This window comes from Mycobacterium deserti (genome assembly GCF_025345615.1).
Lineage (GTDB): Bacteria > Actinomycetota > Actinomycetes > Mycobacteriales > Mycobacteriaceae > Mycobacterium > Mycobacterium deserti.
On the sequence record NZ_JAODWD010000007.1, the window covers coordinates 30,122 to 53,043 of the forward strand.

Below are 22,922 nucleotides of genomic sequence, written 5' to 3' on the forward strand. Positions count from 1 at the left end.
GTTCTAGTGTGGATTCATGGCCATCATCGAAACGGGCGCCGCGCCTCAAACGCCGTTCGACCAGGACGTCGCCGCCACACAGCGGTACTTCGACAGCGGACGATTCGAGGGCATCATCCGCCTCTACTCAGCCCGCCAGGTGGTGGAACAACGGGGCACGATCCCCAGTGACCACATCGTGGCGCGCGAGGCGGCCGTCGCGTTCTACGAACGCCTGCGCGAGCTGTACGCCCAGAAGAAGAGCATCACCACCTTCGGCCCGTACTCGCCGGGGCAGGCGGTGACGATGAAGCGCATGGGCATCGAGGGGATCTACCTCGGCGGCTGGGCGACCTCGGCCAAGGGCTCTACTACCGAGGACCCCGGCCCTGACCTGGCGAGCTACCCGCTCAGCCAGGTGCCTGAGGAGGCCGCAGGCCTGGTGCGTGCGCTTCTGACCGCCGACCGCAACCAGCAGTACCTGCGCCTGCAGATGGACGACAAGCAGCGCGCGACCACCCCTGCGGTCGACTTCCGTCCGTTCATCATTGCCGACGCCGATACCGGTCATGGTGGAGACCCGCACGTGCGCAACCTGATTCGGCGCTTCGTCGAGGCAGGTGTGCCCGGATACCACATCGAAGACCAACGCCCCGGCACGAAGAAGTGCGGCCACCAGGGTGGCAAGGTGCTGGTGCCGTCGGATGAGCAGATCAAGCGGCTCAACACCGCTCGCTTCCAACTCGACGTGATGAAGGTGCCCGGCATCATCGTCGCCCGCACCGACGCCGAAGCGGCCAACCTGATCGACAGCCGCGCCGACGAGCGCGACCAGCCGTTCCTGCTGGGCGTCACCAATCTCAAGATTCCGTCGTACAAGTCCTGCTACCTGGCGATGATGCGGGGGTTCTACGAGCGCGGTGTCACCGAGCTCAACGGTCACCTGCTCTACGCGCTGCCCGACGGTGAGTACGCGGTCGCCAACGCGTGGCTGGAGGGGCACGGCATCACCGCCGCCGTTGCCGAGGCGGCCTCGGCCTATCAGGATCGCGCAGACGGCTCGATCGACGCGTTGTTCGACGAGGTCGAGTCCAAGTTCGTCGACGCCTGGCAGGTGGACGCGGGGCTCATGACATACGGCGAGGCTGTGGCCGAGCTGCTCGAGTTCCGCGAGAGCGAGGGTGAGCCGCTCGACATGAGCGTCTCCGAGTGGCGCGCGTTCGCGCAGCGGGCACCGATGTACACCGCCCGTGAAAAGGCCAGAGAGCTCGGCGCAGCCGTCGGCTGGGACTGCGAGTTGGCCAAGACGCCCGAGGGCTACTACCAGGTTCGCGGCGGCATCCCGTATGCGATCGGCAAGAGCCTTGCCGCGGCGCCGTTCGCCGACATCCTCTGGATGGAGACCAAGACCGCCGACCTGGCCGACGCCAGGGAGTTCGCCGAGGCGATCCATGCCCAGTTCCCCGACAAGATGCTGGCCTACAACCTGTCCCCCTCGTTCAACTGGGACACCACCGGCATGACAGACGACGAGATGCGAGCCTTCCCTGAGGAATTGGGAAAGATGGGGTTCGTCTTTAACTTCATCACCTACGGCGGGCATCAGGTCGACGGCGTAGCCTCTGAAGAGTTCGCGACCGCGCTGAGACAGGACGGAATGCTGGCGTTGGCCCGGCTGCAGCGCAAGATGCGGTTGGTCGAATCTCCCTACCGCACACCGCAAACCCTGGTAGGTGGACCGCGCAGCGACGCGGCGCTGGCTGCCTCCTCCGGCCGCACGGCGACCACCAAGTCCATGGGCAAGGGTTCCACTCAGCACCAGCATCTCGTGCAGACCGAGGTGCCGAAGAAGCTGCTGGAGGAATGGCTGACGCTGTGGAGCGACCACTACCAACTAGGCGAGAAACTGCGGGTGCAACTGCGCCCGACGCGTCCGGGTTCGGACGTACTGGAACTCGGCATCTACGGAGAGCGCGGCGAGGGCGAGGAAGAAAAGCTGGCGAACGCGATCGTCGACCCCATCAAGGATCGTCACGGCCGCAGCATATTGACGGTGCGCGACCAGAACACCTTCGCCGAGAAGCTGCGCCAGAAGCGGCTGATGGACATCATCCACCTGTGGCTGATCCACCGCTTCAAGGCTGAGATCGTCTACTACGTCACGCCGACGGAGGACAACATCTACCAGACCGAGAAGATGAAGTCGCACGGCATCTTCAGCGACGTCTACCAGGAGGTCGGTGAGATCATCGTCGCCGATGTCAACAAGCCGCGCATCGAGGAGCTGCTCGCCTCCGACCGCGAGGCGCTGCAGCGGCTGATCCGCAAGGAGGACTGAGGCGCCCGCAGGCATGGAGGTACGCAGGACTCCCGACGACAGATTTGCCGGCTTGCCCGGGTACCCGTTCCCACCGCAGTATCGGAGCGTCACCGCAGCGGGTGTGCCGCGGGTCCGGATGCACTATGTCGACGCTGGACCGGCCGACGGGCCGGTGTGCGTGCTGCTGCACGGCCAACCGACGTGGTCGTACATGTACCGGAGTGTGATTGCGGTGCTTGCCGATTCCGGAATTCGGGTCATCGCGCCCGATCACATCGGCTACGGACGTTCTGACAAGCTCACCGATCCGACGGCCTACACTTTCGCCCGCCACATCGACTGGGTCCACGGGTTGGTCACCGGACTGGGCCTGTCTGATGCGACGCTGGTGGTCCAGGACTGGGGTGGCCCGATCGGCCTGAGCGTGCTGGCCCGCGATCCCGACCGCTTCGCGCGCGTGGTCGCGACGAACACGATCCTGCACACGTGTGACCCCGCATTGGCCGGTCGCTTGGCATGGGCGCACCACGGCGTGGACGACGGCCGGGTGATGTTGCAGGAGACGCTCCTCGATTACGTGGCGTTCTATGCGCGGTCGCCGGACATCGTTGCGAGTGTGTTTCTCGACGCCGTGGCAGGCCCGCTCGACGCAGGCGTGCTCGCCGCTTACGACGCCCCGTTCCCGGACCGCGATTACAAGGCCGGGCTGCGGCAGATGATCGCGTTGATTCCGTTGACGCGCAACGACCCTGGTGCGAAAATCGGCCGCGCCACCATGGCGGCGTTATCCGAGTGGGAGCGGCCGTTCCTCACCGCCTACTCCGACGGCGATCCGGCGACTGCGGGGTGGGACGAGGTCTTCCGGACTCATGTGCCCGGCGCCCGGGGCCAGGCTCACACGACCATCGCGGGTGCCGGGCACTTCGTCGCCGAGCAGAAGGGTCCGGAGTTGGCTGCGATTGTCGCGCAATACATTCGCAGCACCTGATCAGGAAGCCGTGTCGCTACCGTCCGAGGTCGATCCGTCGGACGTCGTTCCGCCGGTGTCTGTGCCGCCAGTCGTGGAATCGGTGGTGGACTCACCGGTTGTCGCACCTTCGGTGGTGTTGCCCGTCGTCGGTTCGCTGGTTGCGGTGGGGTTGACGCTGGCCGTCGAACCCGCCGTGGTATCGGTCGACGTCGATTCGGGCGGCGCGGTGGCGTCGGCGGCGGACGTCGGCTCAGGCGCTGAGCTGCTCGGCGGTGCAACCGTAGTAGCCGAAGGTGTCACGGCCGTGGGCGGTGCGGTGGTGGTGGGCTGCGCGGTCGACGTCTGCGTGGTGGGGAATGTGCCGGGCTGGTCCTTCTCGACTATCTCCTTGATCCGCGTCGTGTACCCCTCGAGTGTCGGCGCGATGGTGTCGAGATCCTTGATTTCGCCGGCTTGGACCTTGGCGGCGTACAGGCCGACCTCCTCCCACACCTCGTCGAGTTCGGCTTTCGCCTCCGGCGACAGCGGTTCATCGAGCGTGACGAACAACTGCTGCGCCACCGCGTACGTCAGGCAGTTGACACAGTCGTAGTTCAACGCTCCGGCCAGATTCTGTGGTACCGCAACGTTGTCGTTGGAGTCGTCCTCGTCGATGACGAACACCACTTGGTAAGCAACGGCGACCGCCGCGCAGTCATTGCACGACGCGTAGGCGTGGGCCTCGTTGACGTTCAGCGCGTAGTCCTCGTCGGTCTGCCACACCATCGCGACGGCGACGTCGTACTCGACTGTGCCGTCGGTGGTGTTGACCGCGAGCGCCTGGTTGTCGCCGTCTTCGGGCGCCAACGGCCGGTCGAACGGGAAGACCCAGCCCTGGTCCGCCGCCGTTGTCGGCGCATAGACACCACCACCGCCACCGCCGTTGGCGACGGCTGCAGAAGGCGTCTTGGGTACCAGGATGACGGCCAGCTGTGGCGAGTTGACCGTCGGGGTCGCGGTGCCGTTGTCCCACAGCGCCCAGACCGTACCCTGCTGCCCCGCGGCCAGCGTCCTGGTCGCGGCGACGGGACGTGTTGCGGCGTCGGCGGTTCGGGTCGAATCCGGCATCTCCCGGAGTCCCAGCGCGAAGACGATGTCGCCGAGGGCGCCGCGCTCGGAGGCCTCGATCGGCCGGTACGTGCCCTCGTCCGGCCACCACGCGTAGCCGATACCGCAGAGCACGGCCACGCCGAATACCGCTGCCGCGGCGCGCTTCAACGGCTTGTCCGCCGTCGCACGCCGGATCGTCAAGATGCTCTGCCGGGCGAACCGGATCAATAGGTAGATCACGCCCGCCACGGGGATGATGATCGCGATGATGGCCAGCACCCGCGCGGTCGCCTGGATCAGATCGCCATCGGCCCAGGCGGTGGCCAGTACGTCCTGCTGCCTGTGCAGGCTCGCCCACGCTGTGCCGAGAAGCCTCGGCAGGGTGACGACCGCCAGAGCGAGCATCGCAATCAACAGCGGGACGACGACAGCCACCCAGACGGTCACCACGATCCGGGCCCACGGCTTGAGCATGCGGGGTTCGGGGTCGCGCCAACGCCACGGCAGCATCCCGAGCAGGATCGGCTTGATGCGGCCGTAGAGATCGGGGACGCCGGTCAGATCGGCCAACACGTGGTAGCCGTCGAACCGCACCAGCGGTGCGAGCTGGCGCAGCATCTGAATGATCTGTGTGGCAACGATCAGCAGCAGGGCGTCGTAACGCAGCCCCAGCCACAAAGCGGTGATAGCTACTGCGACAACGGCGTTGAAATACAGCCCGCCCAGGTCCGTGCGCAGCCGCCCGCGCCGGCCCAGTCGGTAGGAGTCCGTGACGTCGGTATAGAACGCGGGCCACACGAGGTACAGCCCGACGCCCATCACACCTGGGGTCGCGCCGCCGTACCGTGCCGCAGCGGCGTGTCCGAATTCGTGAAAGCCCGCGGACACGATGGTGACGAGGAAAACCAGGATCAGCAACCCGGGGCGTTCGAACGCGTCGTAAGCCGCCGCGGCGAGCCCCTTGTGGAAGAAGACCCACCAGCACACGACGGCAAAGGCGGCCAGCAACACCGCGACCACGACCGGCCGGAAGAGGAACCGGAACGGGTCGGTCAGTTTCTTCGTGCGGTCGGGATCGGTGACGGCGTAGCGGAAGCGCAAGCCCAGCAACGGGTTTCGCTTCTTCAGTACCGGTTCGCTGCCGTCGGCGCGCACCATGAGGCCCAGCGGTCGCAGCTGCTCCTCGACGAAGTGCGCGACGTTGTCCTCGCTGACGGCTCGGTCGGTCGACTCGGATACCGCGTCGGCCACCTCAGCCGCCGTGCGGTGCCCGTCGACTTCGCGCAGGGTCGCGTAGAGCAGGGGGGTGAGCTGGATGGTCTGGCCGTCGGCACGGCGGACCAGCGACGGCGGGACCCGGTAACCGGATCCCGCCATCTCGCCGATCATTTCGACACCCTCGGCGCGGTGCAGGACGGCCTGCGCCGCGCCGGACCCCTCGGTGGTCGTGGTCACCTCACCTGCTCCTCGTGTCACCGTGCGTCAGGGAATCAGCCCGCAGATCCGCTGCTCGTGCCTCCGCTGCTGCTGCCGCTGCCGCTGCCGCTGCCGCTGGTGCCGCTGCTGCTGTCGCCACCGGTGCTGCCGCCGCTGGCGGACTCACCGCTGGTATTGCCGGCGGTGGTGCCACTGTCGGGCTGCGAGGTGCCCTGGCCGATGGTGGAATCCTGGCTGGCATTGGCCTCAGCCGTGCCGCGCAATTCCTGGGTGATAGAGAAATCCTGGTCGGTGTAGGCGATCGCGTCCGAGTCGATCGCGCCGACGTTGGCCGCCACGCTGGCACTGATCGGTGCGGCCACGTTGGCGTTGGCCGCCACCGCGCCGGCGATCGGCGCCGCGAGGTCGGCGTCGAGATCGACGTTGACGTCCACATTGAGCAGCGGGCCCTCGAGCGTGCCGAGGTCGCCGACCGCGACGGTGCCGCCGTCGTCGGGTGCAGGCGCGGGGTCGCCGTCGGCTTCGTCGCCTTGAGTGATGTCGCTCGACTGGTCGGATGTCGCGATCGCATCAGCCACCAGGACCTGGCCCACCGAGCCGGTCTGGAAGTTCTCCGCCTGAGCGCCCGAGCCCTCCGACAATACGTTCGCCGCCGCGGACGCGTCGATGGGCGCGGCCACGTTGAGCTGGGCCGCAGCGGCCAAGTCGATCGGCGACGCCGCGTCGATGAAGACGTCGACGTCGACGTTGAGATCGAGGATCGAGACCACTTCTTTGTCCGGCAGCGCGACCGCGCTTTCGGCCGCGAGTTCTTCGGGTGTGAGTCCTTGCTGGGTCATCTCGCCTACTCCTGTCAGCTGTTATCGGCGTTGCTGCGCGAGGCCACCGTCGTCCTGTTAGGTGGCGCTGGAGTACCCGTTCCCTTTCAAGATCAATGCAATTTCCTCAGGAAAATTTAAGGATGGCGGTGAATGGGCTGGTGCTGGCAAGATCCGCTATTTAACTCCGCCGTCAGTGTTGACCGATGCGTCGCAGGTAGCAACGCGCCGAATATGCAGCATCGTTGATTTTGAGTTAGCTGAGGCCGATCGTCACAACTTGCGTTCGAAACAAGAAGGGGTTGGCCCGAGGTGTCAGCCGCCCGGCGGCCCAGTGCACGACTTCCTCGCGGTCATCACGTCGAGACGCTCCGGCCCGAACCCGAAACCGAACCCCGCTGCCGCCCGCGCGCCGGGGCTCGCACGCGTCTCCGGAAGCTAGCTGGGAGCGGGAAGGCGTAGCACCAGACGCGCGCCGCCCAAGGGGCTGGCCTCCATGACGGCCGTCCCGCCGTGCAGATCGGCTTGCTGGGCCACTAGGGCCAGTCCCAGCCCGGAACCCGACCGTGCAGCGGTCGAACCGCGGGAGAACCGCTCGAAGATCGTCCGGCGTTCCTCTTCGGGCACTCCCGAACCGTTGTCGTCGACGGCGATCTCGACACCCTCACCGGAACTGTCTGCGCTGAGCTGTATTTCGGTTGCGCCGCCGTGCTTGACCGCGTTGGTGATCGCATTGTCGATGACCAGCCGTAGACCGGCGGGCAGGCCCACCATGAGGACCGTGGTCGAGGACGCGAGTGACACGGTCAAGTCGGGATAGTTGCGCATCGCGTCGTGCGCGGCGCGGTCGAGCAGGTCGGTGATGTCGACCGGAACGAAGTCGTCGAGTGTGGTCAACTCGCCTTGCGCCAGGCGCTCCAGCGCCGAGAGCATGGCCTCGATGCGGCTCTGCGCACGCATCACGTCGGCGATCACTTCGGTGCGCTGCTCGTCGCGCATCTGAAGAGTCGAGAGCACTTCGAGGTTCGTGCGCATCGCCGTCAACGGCGTGCGCAGTTCGTGCGAAGCGACCGCGGCGAAATCACGTGCCGACTCCAGCGCCGCCCTGGTGCGCTGCTGTTCGTCGCCGATGCGCGCGAGCATGCCCTCGACCGCCTCGGCGATCTCGACGGCCTCCTGTACACCGCGCACCTGGACCTCGTCGGGATTGGACTGCGCATTGATCGCCCGCGCCTGCTGCGCGAGCATGCGGAAGGGGTTGATCATGATCAGCCACATGACCCAGCCGACCAGGACGGTGCCGACGATCACGCCGCCGCAGATCAGCAGAACGCGACGGTGCAGTTCGTCGATGCGACGCTGGGTTTCGGCAAGCGGCGCACCCACCGCGATCATCGCGTCGCCCGCGGCGAACGTGCGCACGCGATACTCGACGCCGTCGATCGTGGTGTCGGCGTAGCCGACGTCGAACTGCGGCAACACGATCTCACGCGGCACCGACACGGTGGCAGTGCCGACGCGCGCCGTGCGCACGAGGCCGCCGTCGGGGGCCGGCGCGGCGGTGCCGGCTTGCTGTGCGGTGCGCAGCAGTGTGCTGATGTCGCCGAGGCTGCTCACCGAGTCGAGACGCCGGTCAAGCTGGCTGTACTGGTCGTTGGTCACCCCGAACCACACCCACGCGCCGAGCGTGATCACCAACGCCACGACCGACAGTGCCGCGACGATGACGATGATGCGCAGCGACAGGAAACGCGTCAGCAGCCGCAGGAGGCGTTCGCCGAGTTGCATGATGCTCAAACCCTAATGAGCGTTCGAAGGATCTGATGAACCCGACGCCGTATCGCTCAGGTGTACAACTCCTCGAACTTGCGAATCGAGCGCTCGATATCACCTTTGACTGCGCGGGCAGCGGCCGAGCCGATGGGGCCGAACAGCGGCGGTCCGCCGAGATTGAGGGTGACGGTGAACGCGGAGCCCGAGTCAGCGGGTTTCACCGCCAGTTTCAAGCCGTACTTGGTGCCGCCGACGCCTTTGCCGGTGACTTCGAGCAGCGTCGGCGGATCGAATTTCTGCACAGTCCACGTCACCCGGTTGCGCATGCCTTTGGCCCCCGCAACGCCCACGATCGTAGTGCCGACGGTCAGCTCATCGGGCAACTCGGAGCGCCATCCTTCGTGCATGACCAGCCAGTCGCCCAGGGAGCGCAGATCTGACGCGTGCTGCCATGCATCCTCTGGACTGAGCGAAAGATCGCGGGACAACTCGAGTTTGGCCATCCTGGCATGTTAACGACCCGAGCAGTCAGTAGCGGGCCGGAATCGCGGCGCCGATGAGCGGGGCGATCTTGTCCGCCATGTAGGCGTGCCCCGCATCGGTCGGGTGCACGCCGTCGGCGCCGATCAACCCCGGCTGCCCCACGAACCAGCCCTCGGCGATCGGATCGACGAACGTCGCCCCCGCCGTTCCCGCTTGATAGCGCAGGATGTCACGAATCCTCAACACCTCGAGAGGCGGGTCGGCGGTCGGCCACGGCGGCCCGATCACCAGGAATTTCGCCGAGGGGGCCAGGCGGCGCGCCAGTTGGAATGTGCCGTACGTCAGGATCGACAACTGCGTGGGTTCGACCTTCTGGTCGTTGCGTGAGCCGAAGAACACCACGAGTGCGTCGTCGCGCTCGACGGTCCTGGCGGTCAGATCCTCGAAGATGCTGCCCCGGTTACCGCGGGTTCCGTAACCCGCTCCACCCTCGGCGCCCACGTCGGCCGAGATCGGCGTGCGCTGCTGGGCCAGCATCTGCCACGCCTTGGTGGTCCAGCCCTTCGGGCCCATGCCGCCCTCGTGGCCCCCAGTCGTGTACGAGTCGCCGACCACCGCCACCCGCACCGAAAAGTCCAGGGCCACAATCTCTTTGTGGCTGACCGCTATTGGTCGTTCGCAGCCCAGGGTGAACAGCAGGGCGAGCGAGACTGCGACCGTGGTAAGACGCCTCACTGCTCCAGCCTATTGCGCGACCGGCCGAAGCGTCGCGGCCGACGCGCGCTCACCCGGCGCGCGCCGAGATCACCTGCGCGCGTTCTTCACGCGAGCTGTGGATCGGCGCAACGTTGACGCGGGTCGTACGGGTGTCACCCACCATGCGGCGCATCCACTTTCGCGCCGGTTCCTCCACGAAGTGATACAGCAGCGCCGCCCCCGCCAACGCGGCGGCGAGAAGCCCGAGCAGCGTGGCCTTGCCCGCGGAGTCGGGGGTGAGGCGAACCTCGAACTGCACCACCGTCCAGTTCCACGTCGTGTGCACCAGTTCGTGAACCATGTACAGGCTGAACGAGATGTGGCCGAGATACACCACCGGCCGAAGCGACAGCATCGCGGGAAGGGTGCCCGTACCGATCGCCAGGGTCAACACCAGCGGCACGAACAGGACGTCGACCAGGCCGCTGGAATCGTGAATCGTCGGTATCGGATGCGCGTCGAGCAGGTAGAGATTTGCGACGATGCCGCCCGCGAGCAGCAGCGAGCCGTAGCCGGCAGCGCGGCGCGCACGATCGGTCGGCCGCAATCTGCGCACCGCGGCGCACAAGAGCGCACCCGCGGTGAACTGCATGACGATCCGCGGGAGCCAACTCCACGGGGTGTAGAAGAGTCCGGTCGCCATCAGCAACAGGACCGGGGGCAGCGATGCCACGACGGCAAGGCAGATCAGTCCCCGTGCCCGGGTGGCCCGCGCGATCCGGAAGATCACCATCACCAGGGCGCCGAACAACAGGTAGGCCAGCCATTCGGCGCTGATCGACCAGGCGGGTCCATCCCAGCTCGAGCCGTCGAAGAACGGCTGGAACCACAGTTGAACGAGCAGCACCTGACGGATCCAATTCATCGCGGTGAGCGACCCGGCGGCCTCCGACGGCACATGGCCGACGTTGAGCGTGAAGATGATCCACAGCGCCGCCAGATGCATCGTGACCAGATACACCGGCCACACCCTGGCCAGTCGCAGCCACAGGAAGTGCGCCGTGGCGCGCCACGAGAACGACTCCCCCATGCGGTCGAGGTAGTTCCAGGTCAGCACGAAGCCGCTGAGGATGAAGAACAGGTCGACGCCCTGGGCGCCGCAGTCGAGCAAGGGAGCGAATGCGGACCGGAAACCGGGCGCCGCCTGTTCGAGCAGCGGCCGGAAGTGGAAGAGCACCACCCACGCGGCGGCCACGATGCGCAAGCCGGATAGGGCTTTGATCTCTCCGGTGCGCACAACTCTCTCTTCGCGAGGGACGACAAGCTGTTTCGTTCGGACACACCGGTGCCTACACCGGGCGGTTCGACCCCCGCCCACGCGACCGGCAGGTACGGACCGTACCAGCGTCGGCACCCGATCGGAACGCTCGCCGACACGCCCACGCTCCCCTGCGACCACGAAAACCCTTGTCGACCAGGCTCAGTGGGCACACCAGCAATGCTGCGGCAATGTCCGAGTCGCGGTGTGGCGCCGAAACTCGCTCGCGACAAGTCTTGACTCATTCCAGAAAAGGGGGCATATTGGCGTCGTGGTATCAACGCCGGATTACGCGGAGCGACTGCGCTCCGCCGACCTGCGTGTCACCCGACCGAGACTGGCTGTGCTCGAAGCGGTGTATGCGAATCCGCATGCCGACACCGAATCGATCTTCTCGGCCGTTCGTTTCGGTCTGCCGGACGTGTCGCGCCAGGCGGTGTACGACGTACTCGCCGCCCTTACCGGGGCGGGACTCGTGCGCCGGATACAGCCCTCCGGCTCGGTCGCCCGCTACGAGTCCCGCGTCGGCGACAACCACCACCACGTCGTGTGCCGCTCGTGCGGCGTCATCGCCGATGTCGACTGCGCCGTCGGCGAAGCCCCCTGCCTTACGCCGTCTGATCCCGACGGCGCTTTGGATGGCTTCGTCCTCGACGAGGCCGAGGTCATCTATTGGGGCCTGTGCCCCGAGTGTTCGACAGTGAGAAGTTCCTAGATCACGCCCGTGATCGCAGCCCAGTCACACCCACCCCGGAAGGAATGTTGTGTCATCCGATACATCAGATAGCAAGCCGCCGAATCCCGAGACCGCTACCCAGAGCAGCGGAAGCGAGAGCGAGAACCCGGCGATCAAGACGCCGAAGCTCAAGGGCGGCGCTCCGCTGAAGAACCAGGACTGGTGGCCGGACCAGATCGACGTTTCCGTACTGCACGCGCACTCGCCCAAGGGCAACCCGCTCGGCGAGGACTTCGACTACGCGGAGGAGTTCGCCAAGCTCGACGTCGAGGCGCTCAAGGCCGACGTGATCTCGGTGATCAACACCTCGCAGGATTGGTGGCCCGCCGACTACGGCAGCTACGCCGGCCTGTTCATCCGGATGAGCTGGCACGCCGCAGGCACCTACCGCACCTATGACGGACGCGGCGGCGCCGGCCAGGGCATGCAGCGGTTCGCTCCGCTCAACAGCTGGCCCGACAACGCCAACCTCGACAAGGCCCGTCGCCTGCTGTGGCCGGTCAAGCAGAAGTACGGCAACAAGATCTCGTGGGCCGACCTGCTGGTCTTCGCCGGCAACTGCGCCCTCGAGTCGGCCGGCTTCAAGACGTTCGGGTTCGCGTTCGGTCGCCCCGATTTCTGGGAGCCCGAGGAGGTCATCTTCGGCGAGGAAGAGGAGTGGCTGGGCACCGACAAGCGCTATGCCGGCTCCGGTGACAGCGCGCGGGAACTCGAGGAGCGTTACGGCGCCACCACGATGGGGCTGATCTACGTCAACCCCGAGGGCCCGGAGGGCAAGCCGGATCCGTTGGCCGCCGCCCACGACATCCGTGTGACGTTCGGCCGGATGGCGATGAACGACGAGGAGACCGCCGCGCTGATCGTCGGTGGCCACACCTTGGGCAAGACCCACGGCGCCGGCGACGGCGACCTGGTCGGTCCGGAGCCCGAGGGCGCGCCGATCGAGCAGCAGGGGCTGGGCTGGAAGTGCGCATTCGCGTCCGGCAAGGCAGGCGACACGATCACCAGCGGACTCGAGGTCGTGTGGACGCCCACGCCGACGCAGTGGAGCAACGGCTACCTGGAGATGCTGTACGGCAACGAGTGGGAGCTGACCAAGAGTCCGGGCGGCGCTTGGCAGTTCGAGGCCAAGGACGCCGAAGCGACCATCCCGGATCCGTTCGGTGGGCCGCCTCGCAAGCCGACGATGCTGGTCACCGACGTCTCGATGCGGGTCGATCCGATCTACGGCAAGATCACCCGCCGCTGGCTCGATCATCCCGAGGAGATGAACGAGGCGTTCGCCAAGGCCTGGTACAAGTTGCTGCACCGCGACATGGGCCCGATCGACCGCTACCTGGGGCCGTGGGTCGCCGAGCCGCAGCTGTGGCAGGACCCGGTGCCCGACGTCGACCACGAGTTGGTCGACGAGGCGGACATCGCTTCGCTGAAGAGCAGGGTGCTCGACGCCGGTCTGTCGGTGCCGCAGCTGGTCAAAACCGCATGGTCGGCCGCGAGCAGCTTCCGCAGCACCGACAAGCGGGGCGGCGCGAACGGGGCCAGGCTTCGCCTGGAGCCGCAGCGCAGCTGGGAGGTCAACGAGCCCTCCGAGCTCACCAAGGTGCTGCCCGTCCTCGAGCGGATCCAGCAGGAGTTCAACGCCTCGGCAACGGGCGGCAAGAAGATCTCGCTGGCCGATCTGATCGTGCTGGCCGGATCCGCAGCGGTCGAGAAGGCCGCCAAGGACGCCGGCTTCGAGATCAATGTGCATTTCGCGCCGGGACGCACCGATGCCTCGCAGGAGAGCACGGACGTGGAGTCGTTCGCGGTTCTCGAACCGCGCGCCGACGGGTTCCGCAACTACGTGCGCCCCGGTGAGAAGGAGCAGCTGGAGAAGCATCTGCTCGAGCGGGCCTACCTGCTCGACGTGACCGCGCCCGAGCTGACCGTTCTGATCGGCGGTCTGCGTGCGCTGAACGCCAACCACGGCGGCACCAAGCACGGGGTGTTCACCGACCGGCCGGGCGTGCTGAGCAACGACTTCTTCGTCAACCTGCTCGATATGGGCACGGAGTGGAAGTCGTCGGCGTCGGCGGAGAACGTCTATGAGGGTGTGGACCGGGCGACCGGTGCGACCAAGTGGACCGCGACCGCCAACGACCTGGTGTTCGGGTCGCACTCGGTGTTGCGCTCACTGGCCGAGGTGTACGCCGCGGACGACAACAAGGGCAAGTTCGTCGAGGACTTCGTCGCCGCGTGGGTCAAGGTCATGAACAACGACCGGTTCGACCTGAAGTAACACGCCGATCGTCACCGACACTGTGCGGCACCCCGCGGGCTCACCGGGCTCGCGGGGTGTCGTGCGTTCGCAGGCTCTCCCCTTCCTGTTGCTGTCGATTCGTGGTGAGGACGCCGCCGCCGACGACGAGTACTCGGCGATGATGCGTTTCGCCGGCCTCGATACCACTGGCATGCACCGCATTCGCCTGACCCACGAGCCGCTCGGGGACATCGATCTCGCGGAGTGGTCCGGTGTGATCCTGGGCGGCGGGCCTTACAACGTCAGCGACAACCCCGCTGCCAAGTCGGACACTCAGCGACGGGTCGAATCGGAGCTGCTGCCATTGATCGAAGACATCGTCGAGCGCGACTTCCCGTTTCTGGGCTGCTGTTACGGTGTCGGCACGCTGGGCACGGTCGTCGGCGCCACCATCGACAAGACGCACCCCGAGCCCGTCGGCGGCATGGCCGTCGCGATGTCGGCGGCGGGCCGCGACGATCCGCTCTTCGCGGGTGCGCCCGACGTCTTCGACGCCTACGGCGGCCACAAGGAGGCCGCATCCAGCCTGCCGTCCGAGGCCGTCTGTCTCGCGTCGTCGGCCGACTGCCCCGTGCAGGCGTTCCGGGTGAAGCACAACGTGTACGCCACCCAGTTCCACCCCGAACTCGACATCAGCGGCATCTGCACGCGCATCGATGTGTACAAGGACTACGGCTACTTCGCGCCCGAGTCCGCCGAGGCGCTCAAATCAGCTGTGCAGCAATGGAATGTGACGTATCCACCAGTGATTCTCGAACGGTTCGTCGCGCGATACTCGCGGCGGGACTGAGACGCAGGATTGGCCTGGGCTGTGCCCGGGCACTCCATAGCCGTGCAGACCGTCGAATACTCCCCCGGCCGCTCCGCCGATGTCCTCGGCGACCAGGCGCAACCAACCGTCCTCATGTGGCATGGTGCCCAGACCGACTCGCGAGCCGCGATGAGTCCGCTTGCCCAACGGGTGCACGGGCACGGGCTGGCGGTAGTGCTGGCGGACTGGGATTCGCACGCCGACGACGGGGGCAGGGCGGACCTGCTGGCCTCGGCGCGGTTCGCGCAGCAGCGCGCCGACGGCCGGCCGTTGTGTCTCGTCGGCTGGTCGATGGGCGGTCTCGCTGCGGCGGGGCTGACGTTGCACGCCCGCCGGTCCGGTGTGGCCGTGGCCCATGCGGTATGTCTTGCAGGGGCATTCATGGCACGCGACCCGATTTCGGGCGCGCCGCTGCCCACCTCGTTCGGCGACGAATCCCCGACACCGTTCACGCTGTTGCACGGCGCAGACGACGACGTGATACCGCCCGACGCCAGCAGGGAATTCGCCGAGACGCTGCAAAACAACGACTGGCCGGTCGACTGCACGGTCCTTGCCGCCGATCATGGTTCGATCGCCGGTGCGGAGTACGACCCGACGGCCGACCGTTATTCACCCGCGTCGGACGCGCCCGCGCTCGCCATCGCGGACGACGTGGCAGCGCGTATCGCCACTGTCTTTGGCGACTAGGGCTCCCGCGGCGGCCGCTGATCGTCGCGATCGTTCGGGTCGGGGTCGCCGAACCAACGCCACGGTGTGTGTTCGGCGTAAGTGTCATGCCAGCTCCACCACTCGTAGGGCGGGCTCTGCGGGTAGCCCTGCGGGGAGTCCTCCCAATTCTCCTGGCGACCCAGCGCGGTCATGTCGAGCAAATGCCAGGTGCCGACGAATATCTCGTCGCCACGGCCGCTGATGAAATACGTGCGATAGATCCGGCCGTCGTCATCGCGGATGAACGCATTGGTGCCATGCCAGTCCTTCACGCCGAAATCCACGTCGAAGGCTGCCTCATCTGTGGGGAGGATGGTGTACCAGGGATGGCGCCAGCCCATCTTGGCCTTCATCCGCTCGAGATCGTGTTGGGTGGCGCGCGAGGCGTAGACGAAGGTGGTATCGCGGGCATTGAGGTGCGCGAGGTGGGGGACGTGGTCGGCCATCAATGAACAACCGGCGCACCCGTGCTCGGGCCAGTCGCCGGTCCCCGGCTCGATGAACGCGCGATACACGATCAACTGGCGACGACCGTCGAACAGGTCGAGCAGGCTCACCTTCCCCTGTGGCCCCTCGAAGACGTAGTCCTTGTCGAGCGCCATCCATGGCATCCGTCGCCGCTGCGCTGCCAACGCGTCACGGGCCCGCATGACCTCCTTCTCCCTGCCGAGCATGTCGTTGCGCGCCGCGTCCCACTCCTGCGCCGAAACGATCGGGGGTGTCTTCATCAGGCGGCCTCCAGTCCGCTCTTGAGGTTGGCGAGCTTCCACGGCCAGCCGCCGGAGATCAATTGACGGACAGTGCTTTCGGGTGGGAAGTCGTCGTGGGTGACCGTCAACTTGACCATGCCCTTCTCGACTGGCTCCAGCTCGAACGTCACTTTGGAACGGTTCTCTTGTGCTGCCTTCTGGACGGTTTCGGCATCGATGCCCAGCTGCGTCAGTTCGGGGACGAACGTGTGAAAGGTGAACGCGAGGCGGCGGTACGGCTCGTTCTCGAGGATCACTTGTTCGGGGCTTTCAATCCGCACGCCGCTGTCGGCCCAGACGTACGACGAACCCTTTTCCCAGTCCGACTCGATCCCATGCCCCATGTAGCGGGTCGAGAACGCCGGATCAGTGATGGCCTGCCACAAGCGTTCTGGGGTGGTCTTGATGTACGTGGTGTAGACGAAATCGGGGCTGCCGCTCATCGGTGGATTCTCCAATGCTGTTTTGAGGTCTGCGAGTGTCTGCACCCGCGCACGGTCGTACTGATTGATCCAGCGGTCGGCGATGGCGTTGATCGGTTCGGCATTGAGGTAGTGCAGCTTTTCTCTACCCCGCCACACCGTGGTGATGAGGTTGGCCGCCTCCAGCACGGTCAGGTGCTTGCTGACCGACTGCCGTGCCATGTCGAGGTGCGCGCACAGATCTCGGAGGCTCTGTCCGCTGCGTTCGTTGAGGCTGTCGAGCAGCAGACGCCGACTGGGGTCGGCCAGCGCCTTGAACACCTCGTCCATCTCAACCATCTCCGTCATGCAGCCGTGTGGCTGCATGATTGACAATAGGCAGCTAGCAGGCTGCATGTCAAGGATCTCGGGTTGTGAGACTCCACTGCTTTGATGGAGTCATATCTTGGACCGCGTCACAGTTGGCCGCGTTGGCGACCAACAATGAGCGGTTGGAGGTGTTGTTTGACGAGTTGGCGGAGTTGGTGGGTCAGCGCAATGCGATCGACGCGCGCATCGTCGACATTGTCGCGGCGATCGATCACGGCAACCTGTGGGGTGTTACCGGTGCGCGGTCGGTGGCGGCGTTGGTGGCCTGGCGCACCGAGTCGTCGCTGAGGAATGCCAAAGCTGTTGCGGCGGTGGCGCACCGAGTGGCGGAACTCCCGCGTTGCGCCGAGCAGATGCGCGAGGGCCGGTTGTCGTTGGATCAGGTCGGGGTGATCGCACAGAAGGCCGCGCCGGGGTCCGATGAGCATTACGCGAAGCTGGCGTCGGTGGCGACGGTCAGCCAACTGAACAAGGCTCTGGGACTGGAGCCGCGCCCAAAACCCGAACCCAAGCCGGCACCGGAGCGATCGGTGACCAAGAGCAGCGACGAGCACGGCACGTATTGGCGGATCCGCCTGGGCGCCGAAGACTCGGCGATCGTCGATGCGGCGCTCAACGCGCATCGGGACGCGCTGATCGCGGACTGGAAACGCGCCCACTCGAACGGCTCCGCCGACGACGCGACCGGTGATGTGGATCTGCAAGTGAAGCCGCCGCTACCCAATGCCGGGGATGCGTTCATGAGCCTGGTGGAGGCCGGGTGGGATGTCGAGGTGGCGCGGCGCCCGCACGGGCAGCACACCACGGTGGTCGTCCATGTCGATGTCGAGAAACGCATCGCGGCGCTGCATGTGGGGCCGGTGCTGTCTGACGCCGACCGGCAGTACCTGACCTGTGATGCGACCTGTGAGGTGTGGTTCGAACGGAACGGCGAGCCCATCGGCGTCGGGCGCTCGACGCGGGCGGTCAGCCGCCGGCTGCGCCGCGTGTTGGAGTATCGCCACCCGACGTGTGCGGTGCCCGGCTGCGGGGCCACCCGCGGCTTGCACGCCCACATCGTGCATTGGGAAGACGGCGGGGTCACCGAGTTGGACAACCTGGTGCTGGTGTGCCCGTATCACCACCGGCTCCACCACCGCGGCGCCATCACCATCCGCGGACCCGCCGACAGCCTGGTCGTCACCGACAGTGACGGCAGACCGCTGCCCGCAGGGTCGCTGGCCCGCCCACCGAACCGGCCCCCACCCGCGGTCGCGTCGTACCCCGGGCCGACCGGCGAACGCGCCGACTGGTGGTGGTACCAACCCTTCGAACCGCAGACACCATCGAATAGCAACTAGGTGCGAGGTTCGCTTCGGCCCACCCGAATTCAGGAATCGACGACGCTGATTTCATCAAAGCCTGCGAGGGCCTGCTCGCGTCGCCGCTGACCAACCAACGGTGACTCACGAACGTGGCATCCACGCCGCTGAAGCGAGCGCATCTAGATCCCCCATCACGCGGCAGCGTGTGGCAGTCTCGGCCCGTGGACCTGCCGCAGCCGGACCCGGACCTGCCCCACCTGGCCGACGTCGTTCCATCGGTACTGGCTGCGATGGGATTCGACGGCTTCGACGGCCGGATTCCGCTGGACCGCGACGTCGCGGGCGCGTGCGTCCTGCTGATCGATGGCCTCGGTGCCGAACTGCTCGACACCTACGCCGCCGACGCGCCCGTCCTTGCCGGACTGCGAGGCCGCACCCTTTCTGTCGGCTTCCCGTCCACCACGGCCGCTGGGCTGGCCGCGATCGGCACTGGGTGCCGCTCGGGTGAGCACGGGTTCGTGGGCTACTCCTTCCGGATGCACGGCGCCGGGGTGGTGAACGCGCTGCGGTGGCGTCCGCACCCGTGGGGCGCCGACCTGCGCGAGGAGTTGGTGCCCGAACAGGTGCAACCGCTGCCGACGATGTTCGAGCGCGCCGCCGCGGCGGGAGTCGCGGTGAGCGTGATTTCCGGAGCGGAGTTCAGCGGATCCGGTTTGACGCGCGCAGTCCTGCGGGGCGGTCGCTACGTCGGAGTGCACGCACTCGGCGATCTGGCTGCCACCGTGCGAAACACCCTGAGCGAGAACGGTTTCTGCTACGCCTACCACAGTGAGCTCGACATGCTCGGCCACTTGTACGGACCCGGATCACCGCAGTGGCGAATGCAGTTGCGCCATGTCGACCGATTGGTCGAATCGATTGTGGAGGATCTGCCGAGTGGCGGTCTGCTCGCAGTGGTCGCCGACCACGGCATGGTCTGGGTCGACCCCGAGCAGGTCGTCGATGTCGACGATCGTGGCGCGCTGCTCGACGGCGTTGTCGGCATCGGCGGTGAACCCCGCGCCCGGCATGTATACGCCGCAGAGGGAGCGAGCAGCCACGTGGTCGCGACCTGGCGGGAGATCCTCGGCGAGCGCGCGTGGGTGGTCTCACGCGATGAGGCGATCGCTGCAGGTTGGTTCGGTGAACGGGTGGCCGACGAGGTGTGGCACCGGATCGGCGACGTCGTCGCTGCCGCGCGGGGATCCGCGGTCATCGTGCGGCGGAAAGTCGAGCCGCTCGAATCGTCCCTGATCGGTCACCACGGCTCGTTGACATTTGCCGAACAGCAGGTGCCGTTGCTGCTCGCGTCCGGCTGAGCGGATCGCGTGCGGCGCACCGAAAACTATTGCAGTGCAGGTTAATTCGCTGCATTGAAGCCCGTGAGCCTGGCAGAAGTAGTTGCTACAGTTGCAGATTGACGTCGATTGGCACGTAGCTTTGCCACGGTCGGCGAATATCTTGATTGCGCAACGGTTTCCGTGAAGTACCTAATAGAACCCCTGAGTTGTGTTCACCATCACAAATTTTGGCTCGCCACAAACGGCTCTGTTAGCGTCCGGCGACATGTTTGCTATCGCTACGTTGTTGACACTTGTCAACCAGGTGTCAGGCACGCCGTACGTCTCCGGCGGGGACAGCCCCGCGGGTACGGACTGCTCAGGCCTGGTCTCCTGGGTGACAAACGCCGCGACAGGGCGCCCGGTTTACGGAGATCGCTTCCACACCGGAAACATCGAGAACGCCCTGCTCGCGCGCGGCTTCCAGCACGGTTCACAACCCGGCACCCTGGTGGTCGGGTGGAACAGCGGTCACACCGCGGTCACCCTCCCGGACGGCACCCCGGTGTCCTCCGGCGAAAGCGGAGGGGTGAAGGTCGGCGGTGGCGGTGCCTACCAGGACCAGTTCACCAATCACATGTTCCTGCCGATGCCCGCCGATCAGCCCGTTCCTCCCCCTCCTCCCGGCGCGCCGGCTCCCGTCGTGCTGATGGCCGGGCAACCCCCCGCGCCGCCGATAGCGCCACCGCCGCCGCCCCCGCCCGGCCCGTTCCTGGCGCCTCCGCCCGCACCCGCCCCGCCGATGGCGCCGCCGCCCCCGCCGCCTGCCGGCCCGTTGCCGCCGCCGCCCGCACCGGGCCTGCCCCCTGCGCCCGGCATGCCGCCGGCCCCGCCGCCTCCCGCCTGAGGGCTGCGCCCGGAAGATAGCGTCTGCGGCGTGATCGTCCTGTTGCCGCCCTCGGAGACCAAGCACACCGGAGGCGACGGACCGCCGCTGCGCATCGAGTCGCTGAGCTGTCCGGAGCTCGCGCCGTTGCGTGTGTCGCTGGTCGATGAACTGGTGGAACTCGCGGCCGATCGCGCGGCCTGCCGGCGCACACTCGGGCTCTCGGCATCGCAGGACGCCGAAATCGAGCGCAATGCCGCACTGCGCAACGCCCCGACGATGTCGGCGATCAACCGCTATACCGGTGTCTTGTACGACGCGCTGGACATCGACTCGCTGCGCGGCGCGGCCGCGGCCCGTGCCTTGGGCCGGCTCGCCGTGGCGTCCGCCTTGTTCGGACTCGTGCGCGCTGACGATCGGATTCCGGCCTACCGCCTCTCGGCGACGTCCAAGTTGCCGGGGCAGCCGACTCTGGCTGCGCGGTGGCGTCCACTGCTGGAACCGGTCCTGGCCCGGCTGGCGGCGACCGAACTGGTCGTGGACCTGAGGTCCGGGTCCTACGCCGCTCTGGGTCGGCTGCCGAACGCGGTGCACGTGGACGTCGTCGCCGAGCGGACCGACGGCAGCCGCGCCGTGGTGAGTCACTTCAACAAGGCGCACAAGGGGCGACTAGCCAGGGTGCTGGCCACAACGAGGTCGGAACCCAACGATGCAGGCGCCGTCGCGGCCATCGCGCGCCGGGCTGGGTTGACGGTGGAACGTCGTGGTGGCCAGCTCACGGTCGTCATCCCCGCGTGACGGTCCGAGGCGTTCGATCCGTCTGCCGAACGTTCCTTACCGCACGAACTATGGCCGAAGTCTCGAGCGGTAAGGAACGTTCGCGCGTGACGACCTGGGGCGCGGCTTAGATCTTGACGATCAGGTCGGTGGTGTAGAACTCCGCCGGGTTCTGCGAGAACCGATCGGGCCGGCTGATGAACACCCACGCCCCGGTAGCGCCCGGTGCGATGGGAGCCGAGAGGCTGGTGGCCGCCGCGCCCGCACCGTCGATGTTCAACGCCCCGACCGCGACGCCGGGGTCACCGCCGATGCAACTCGCCGAAGAGGGCCGCGGCACCTGGATCAGCCTGACGTCGTAGCGGATGTTCGGAATCGCGGTGGCGATCTGGATGTCGGCGCTCACGGTGGACCCGTCACTACGGATGACCGCGGTGGCCCGCGCGTACCCCGTGGGGCCGTTGAAGTCGGTCTCGCTGAAGTCGCACCGTCGCAGCATCTGGGCGAACGGCGCGAACGTGCCGCCTCCGCTGTTGTCTTTGACCCCGTCAGCGCCGGCGGTGCCTGCGGCGCCGAGCACCGGCCCCAGTGGCGTCGCCACGGCGACAGCCGCCAGCAAGGTCATCAATCGTGTCGTTCGGCGCATGGGCACGTCCCCGTTCTTCGATTCGCCGGTGAACCGCGGTACCGACGGTATTGACCACCGTCGTTACGGTAAACCACTGATCCGCTGCACCGGACCACTTCGCGCGCTGATCGGCGACCGCGTTTGGCTGCCGTACCGTTGAAGCATGACGGTGTTGCCGGATCTCGGCGCTATGCGTACGAACCTGGGGCGCAGCTTGTTCGGCATGGTTGCCGGACCGGAAGGCCCCGCCAACCGCGCGCGCATCCACGAGACCGCGGGGCCGCGCTGGTTCGACGACGACCGCCCCATCCGGCGAGTGCACGGTGACGCGTCGATGTTCGTCGGCGGTTTGCGGGCTCTGCTCCTGCAATCGCTGCACCCGTTGGCCATGGCGGGCGTCGCCGAGCACTCCGACTATCGGGGCGACCCGTGGGGCCGGCTGCAGCGCACCAGCACGTTCCTCGCGGTTACCACCTTCGGCACCGCGGCCGACGCGCAGCGCTCAGTCGACAAAGTCCGGGGCATCCACCGACGGGTGCACGGCATCGCCCCCGACGGGCGGGCGTATCAGGCCAGTGACCCGCATCTGCTCGAATGGGTGCACATCGCCGAGGTCGACAGTTTCCTGCTCGCCCATCAGCAGTACGGTGCCGAACCGCTGGACGCGAGCGGCCGTGACGGGTACGTCGCCGACACCGCCCGGGTGGCTGAGGCGCTCGGAGTCATCGATCCGCCCCGCACCGAACGCGAACTGGCCGAACGCATCGAGGCGTACCGGCCGGAGCTGACCGGGACCGCTGCGGCGCGAGAGGCCGCCCGGTTCCTTCTGCTGACTCCCCCGCTGCCGATCGTCGCCCGCGCGCCCTACGGCCTGCTGGCTGCGGCGTCGGTGGCGATGTTGCCGTCCTGGGCCCGAATGCCCCTGCTGCTGCCGTACTTTCCGCCGGTCGAGGGAACCGTGATCCGGCTCGCCGGCCGTGTGCTCGTCGGCGGGATCCGGTGGGCGCTGACGGCGAGCCAGTGATCGG

Annotated in this window: 20 protein-coding genes; 11 read left to right on the forward strand and 9 right to left on the reverse strand. The window is 66.9% G+C overall.

Annotated elements, in window-relative coordinates; all coding sequences use genetic code 11:
* Positions 1 to 16 precede the first annotated feature (16 nt).
* Together aceA and N4S67_RS25735 are read left to right on the forward strand one after the other, a co-directional pair.
* On the forward strand, positions 17 to 2,317 hold the full coding sequence (gene aceA / locus N4S67_RS25730; RefSeq protein ID WP_260995883.1) for an isocitrate lyase ICL2: 2,301 nt from the start codon (positions 17 to 19) through the stop codon (positions 2,315 to 2,317).
* A 13-nt stretch (positions 2,318 to 2,330) separates the two neighbouring features.
* On the forward strand, positions 2,331 to 3,287 hold the full coding sequence (locus N4S67_RS25735) for a haloalkane dehalogenase (protein WP_260995884.1): 957 nt from the start codon (positions 2,331 to 2,333) through the stop codon (positions 3,285 to 3,287).
* On the opposite strand, the gene N4S67_RS25740 is transcribed toward N4S67_RS25735, so the two are convergent.
* The 6 genes from N4S67_RS25740 to N4S67_RS25765 all read right to left on the reverse strand — a co-directional run bounded on the left by N4S67_RS25740 (position 3,288) and on the right by N4S67_RS25765 (position 10,862).
* The gene (locus N4S67_RS25740; RefSeq protein ID WP_260995885.1) at positions 3,288 to 5,813 is read right to left on the reverse strand and encodes a hypothetical protein; all 2,526 of its coding nucleotides are present in this window, start codon (positions 5,811 to 5,813) and stop codon (positions 3,288 to 3,290) included.
* Between the two features lie 35 nt (positions 5,814 to 5,848).
* Positions 5,849 to 6,634: a peptidoglycan-binding protein gene (locus tag N4S67_RS25745; protein WP_260995886.1), complete on the reverse strand. Its 786-nt coding sequence runs from the start codon at positions 6,632 to 6,634 to the stop codon at positions 5,849 to 5,851.
* Between the two features lie 417 nt (positions 6,635 to 7,051).
* Positions 7,052 to 8,401 (reverse strand): sensor histidine kinase, encoded by a 1,350-nt coding sequence (locus N4S67_RS25750; RefSeq protein ID WP_260995887.1) that lies wholly within the window; start codon positions 8,399 to 8,401, stop codon positions 7,052 to 7,054.
* Positions 8,402 to 8,457: 56 nt separating this feature from the next.
* Positions 8,458 to 8,889, reverse strand: coding sequence for a type II toxin-antitoxin system Rv0910 family toxin (locus N4S67_RS25755; protein WP_260995888.1), 432 nt, complete (start codon positions 8,887 to 8,889; stop codon positions 8,458 to 8,460).
* A 25-nt stretch (positions 8,890 to 8,914) separates the two neighbouring features.
* Positions 8,915 to 9,604, reverse strand: coding sequence for an Rv0518 family GDSL lipase (locus N4S67_RS25760; RefSeq protein ID WP_260995889.1), 690 nt, complete (start codon positions 9,602 to 9,604; stop codon positions 8,915 to 8,917).
* 49 nt (positions 9,605 to 9,653) lie between these two features.
* Positions 9,654 to 10,862: an acyltransferase family protein gene (locus N4S67_RS25765; RefSeq protein ID WP_260995890.1), complete on the reverse strand. Its 1,209-nt coding sequence runs from the start codon at positions 10,860 to 10,862 to the stop codon at positions 9,654 to 9,656.
* Between the two features lie 292 nt (positions 10,863 to 11,154).
* On the opposite strand from N4S67_RS25765, the gene N4S67_RS25770 reads away from it, so the two are divergent.
* The 4 genes from N4S67_RS25770 to N4S67_RS25785 all read left to right on the forward strand — a co-directional run bounded on the left by N4S67_RS25770 (position 11,155) and on the right by N4S67_RS25785 (position 15,419).
* Entirely contained in the window at positions 11,155 to 11,598 is a 444-nt protein-coding gene (locus N4S67_RS25770; RefSeq protein ID WP_260995891.1) for a Fur family transcriptional regulator, read from the forward strand.
* A gap of 49 nt (positions 11,599 to 11,647) precedes the next feature.
* Positions 11,648 to 13,897 (forward strand): catalase/peroxidase HPI, encoded by a 2,250-nt coding sequence (gene katG, locus N4S67_RS25775; protein ID WP_260995892.1) that lies wholly within the window; start codon positions 11,648 to 11,650, stop codon positions 13,895 to 13,897.
* Between the two features lie 61 nt (positions 13,898 to 13,958).
* Entirely contained in the window at positions 13,959 to 14,708 is a 750-nt protein-coding gene (locus tag N4S67_RS25780; RefSeq protein ID WP_260995893.1) for a glutamine amidotransferase, read from the forward strand.
* Between the two features lie 42 nt (positions 14,709 to 14,750).
* Entirely contained in the window at positions 14,751 to 15,419 is a 669-nt protein-coding gene (locus tag N4S67_RS25785; protein WP_260995894.1) for an alpha/beta hydrolase family protein, read from the forward strand.
* Here N4S67_RS25785 and N4S67_RS25790 read toward each other — a convergent pair.
* Positions 15,416 to 16,168, reverse strand: coding sequence for a DUF899 domain-containing protein (locus N4S67_RS25790; protein WP_260995895.1), 753 nt, complete (start codon positions 16,166 to 16,168; stop codon positions 15,416 to 15,418). The genes N4S67_RS25785 and N4S67_RS25790 overlap by 4 nt on opposite strands.
* Positions 16,168 to 16,941 (reverse strand): ArsR/SmtB family transcription factor, encoded by a 774-nt coding sequence (locus N4S67_RS25795; protein ID WP_260996175.1) that lies wholly within the window; start codon positions 16,939 to 16,941, stop codon positions 16,168 to 16,170. The genes N4S67_RS25790 and N4S67_RS25795 overlap by 1 nt, the downstream gene beginning before the upstream one ends.
* A 110-nt stretch (positions 16,942 to 17,051) precedes the next feature.
* On the opposite strand from N4S67_RS25795, the gene N4S67_RS25800 reads away from it, so the two are divergent.
* The 4 genes from N4S67_RS25800 (at position 17,052) to yaaA (ending at position 21,287) form a co-directional block, all read left to right on the forward strand.
* Positions 17,052 to 18,320, forward strand: coding sequence for an HNH endonuclease signature motif containing protein (locus N4S67_RS25800; RefSeq protein WP_390893543.1), 1,269 nt, complete (start codon positions 17,052 to 17,054; stop codon positions 18,318 to 18,320).
* Between the two features lie 185 nt (positions 18,321 to 18,505).
* Entirely contained in the window at positions 18,506 to 19,642 is a 1,137-nt protein-coding gene (locus tag N4S67_RS25805; protein WP_260995897.1) for an alkaline phosphatase family protein, read from the forward strand.
* 247 nt (positions 19,643 to 19,889) lie between these two features.
* Positions 19,890 to 20,510, forward strand: a complete 621-nt coding sequence (locus N4S67_RS25810) for a C40 family peptidase (protein ID WP_260995898.1) — start codon at positions 19,890 to 19,892, stop codon at positions 20,508 to 20,510.
* 30 nt (positions 20,511 to 20,540) lie between these two features.
* Positions 20,541 to 21,287, forward strand: coding sequence for a peroxide stress protein YaaA (gene yaaA, locus N4S67_RS25815; RefSeq protein ID WP_260995899.1), 747 nt, complete (start codon positions 20,541 to 20,543; stop codon positions 21,285 to 21,287).
* A 106-nt stretch (positions 21,288 to 21,393) separates the two neighbouring features.
* Here yaaA and N4S67_RS25820 read toward each other — a convergent pair whose 3' ends face one another.
* Complete coding sequence (locus tag N4S67_RS25820) at positions 21,394 to 21,891, reverse strand: hypothetical protein (protein WP_260995900.1); 498 nt, start codon at positions 21,889 to 21,891, stop codon at positions 21,394 to 21,396.
* Positions 21,892 to 22,057: 166 nt separating this feature from the next.
* On the opposite strand from N4S67_RS25820, the gene N4S67_RS25825 reads away from it, so the two are divergent.
* The gene (locus N4S67_RS25825) at positions 22,058 to 22,918 is read left to right on the forward strand and encodes an oxygenase MpaB family protein (RefSeq protein ID WP_260995901.1); all 861 of its coding nucleotides are present in this window, start codon (positions 22,058 to 22,060) and stop codon (positions 22,916 to 22,918) included.
* Positions 22,919 to 22,922: the final 4 nt, after the last annotated feature.

Bases quoted from the DNA above. Each gene is read 5' to 3' on its own strand.
- N4S67_RS25795 (WP_260996175.1), bottom strand. From the start codon at position 16,941: ATGGACGAGGTGTTCAAGGCGCTGGCCGACCCCAGTCGGCGTCTGCTG.
- N4S67_RS25790 (WP_260995895.1), bottom strand. From the start codon at position 16,168: ATGAAGACACCCCCGATCGTTTCGGCGCAGGAGTGGGACGCGGCGCGC.
- aceA (WP_260995883.1), top strand. From the start codon at position 17: ATGGCCATCATCGAAACGGGCGCCGCGCCTCAAACGCCGTTCGACCAG.
- N4S67_RS25750 (WP_260995887.1), bottom strand. From the start codon at position 8,401: ATGCAACTCGGCGAACGCCTCCTGCGGCTGCTGACGCGTTTCCTGTCG.
- N4S67_RS25735 (WP_260995884.1), top strand. From the start codon at position 2,331: ATGGAGGTACGCAGGACTCCCGACGACAGATTTGCCGGCTTGCCCGGG.
- N4S67_RS25745 (WP_260995886.1), bottom strand. From the start codon at position 6,634: ATGACCCAGCAAGGACTCACACCCGAAGAACTCGCGGCCGAAAGCGCG.
- N4S67_RS25820 (WP_260995900.1), bottom strand. From the start codon at position 21,891: ATGACCTTGCTGGCGGCTGTCGCCGTGGCGACGCCACTGGGGCCGGTG.
- N4S67_RS25755 (WP_260995888.1), bottom strand. From the start codon at position 8,889: ATGGCCAAACTCGAGTTGTCCCGCGATCTTTCGCTCAGTCCAGAGGAT.
- N4S67_RS25825 (WP_260995901.1), top strand. From the start codon at position 22,058: ATGACGGTGTTGCCGGATCTCGGCGCTATGCGTACGAACCTGGGGCGC.
- N4S67_RS25810 (WP_260995898.1), top strand. From the start codon at position 19,890: ATGTTTGCTATCGCTACGTTGTTGACACTTGTCAACCAGGTGTCAGGC.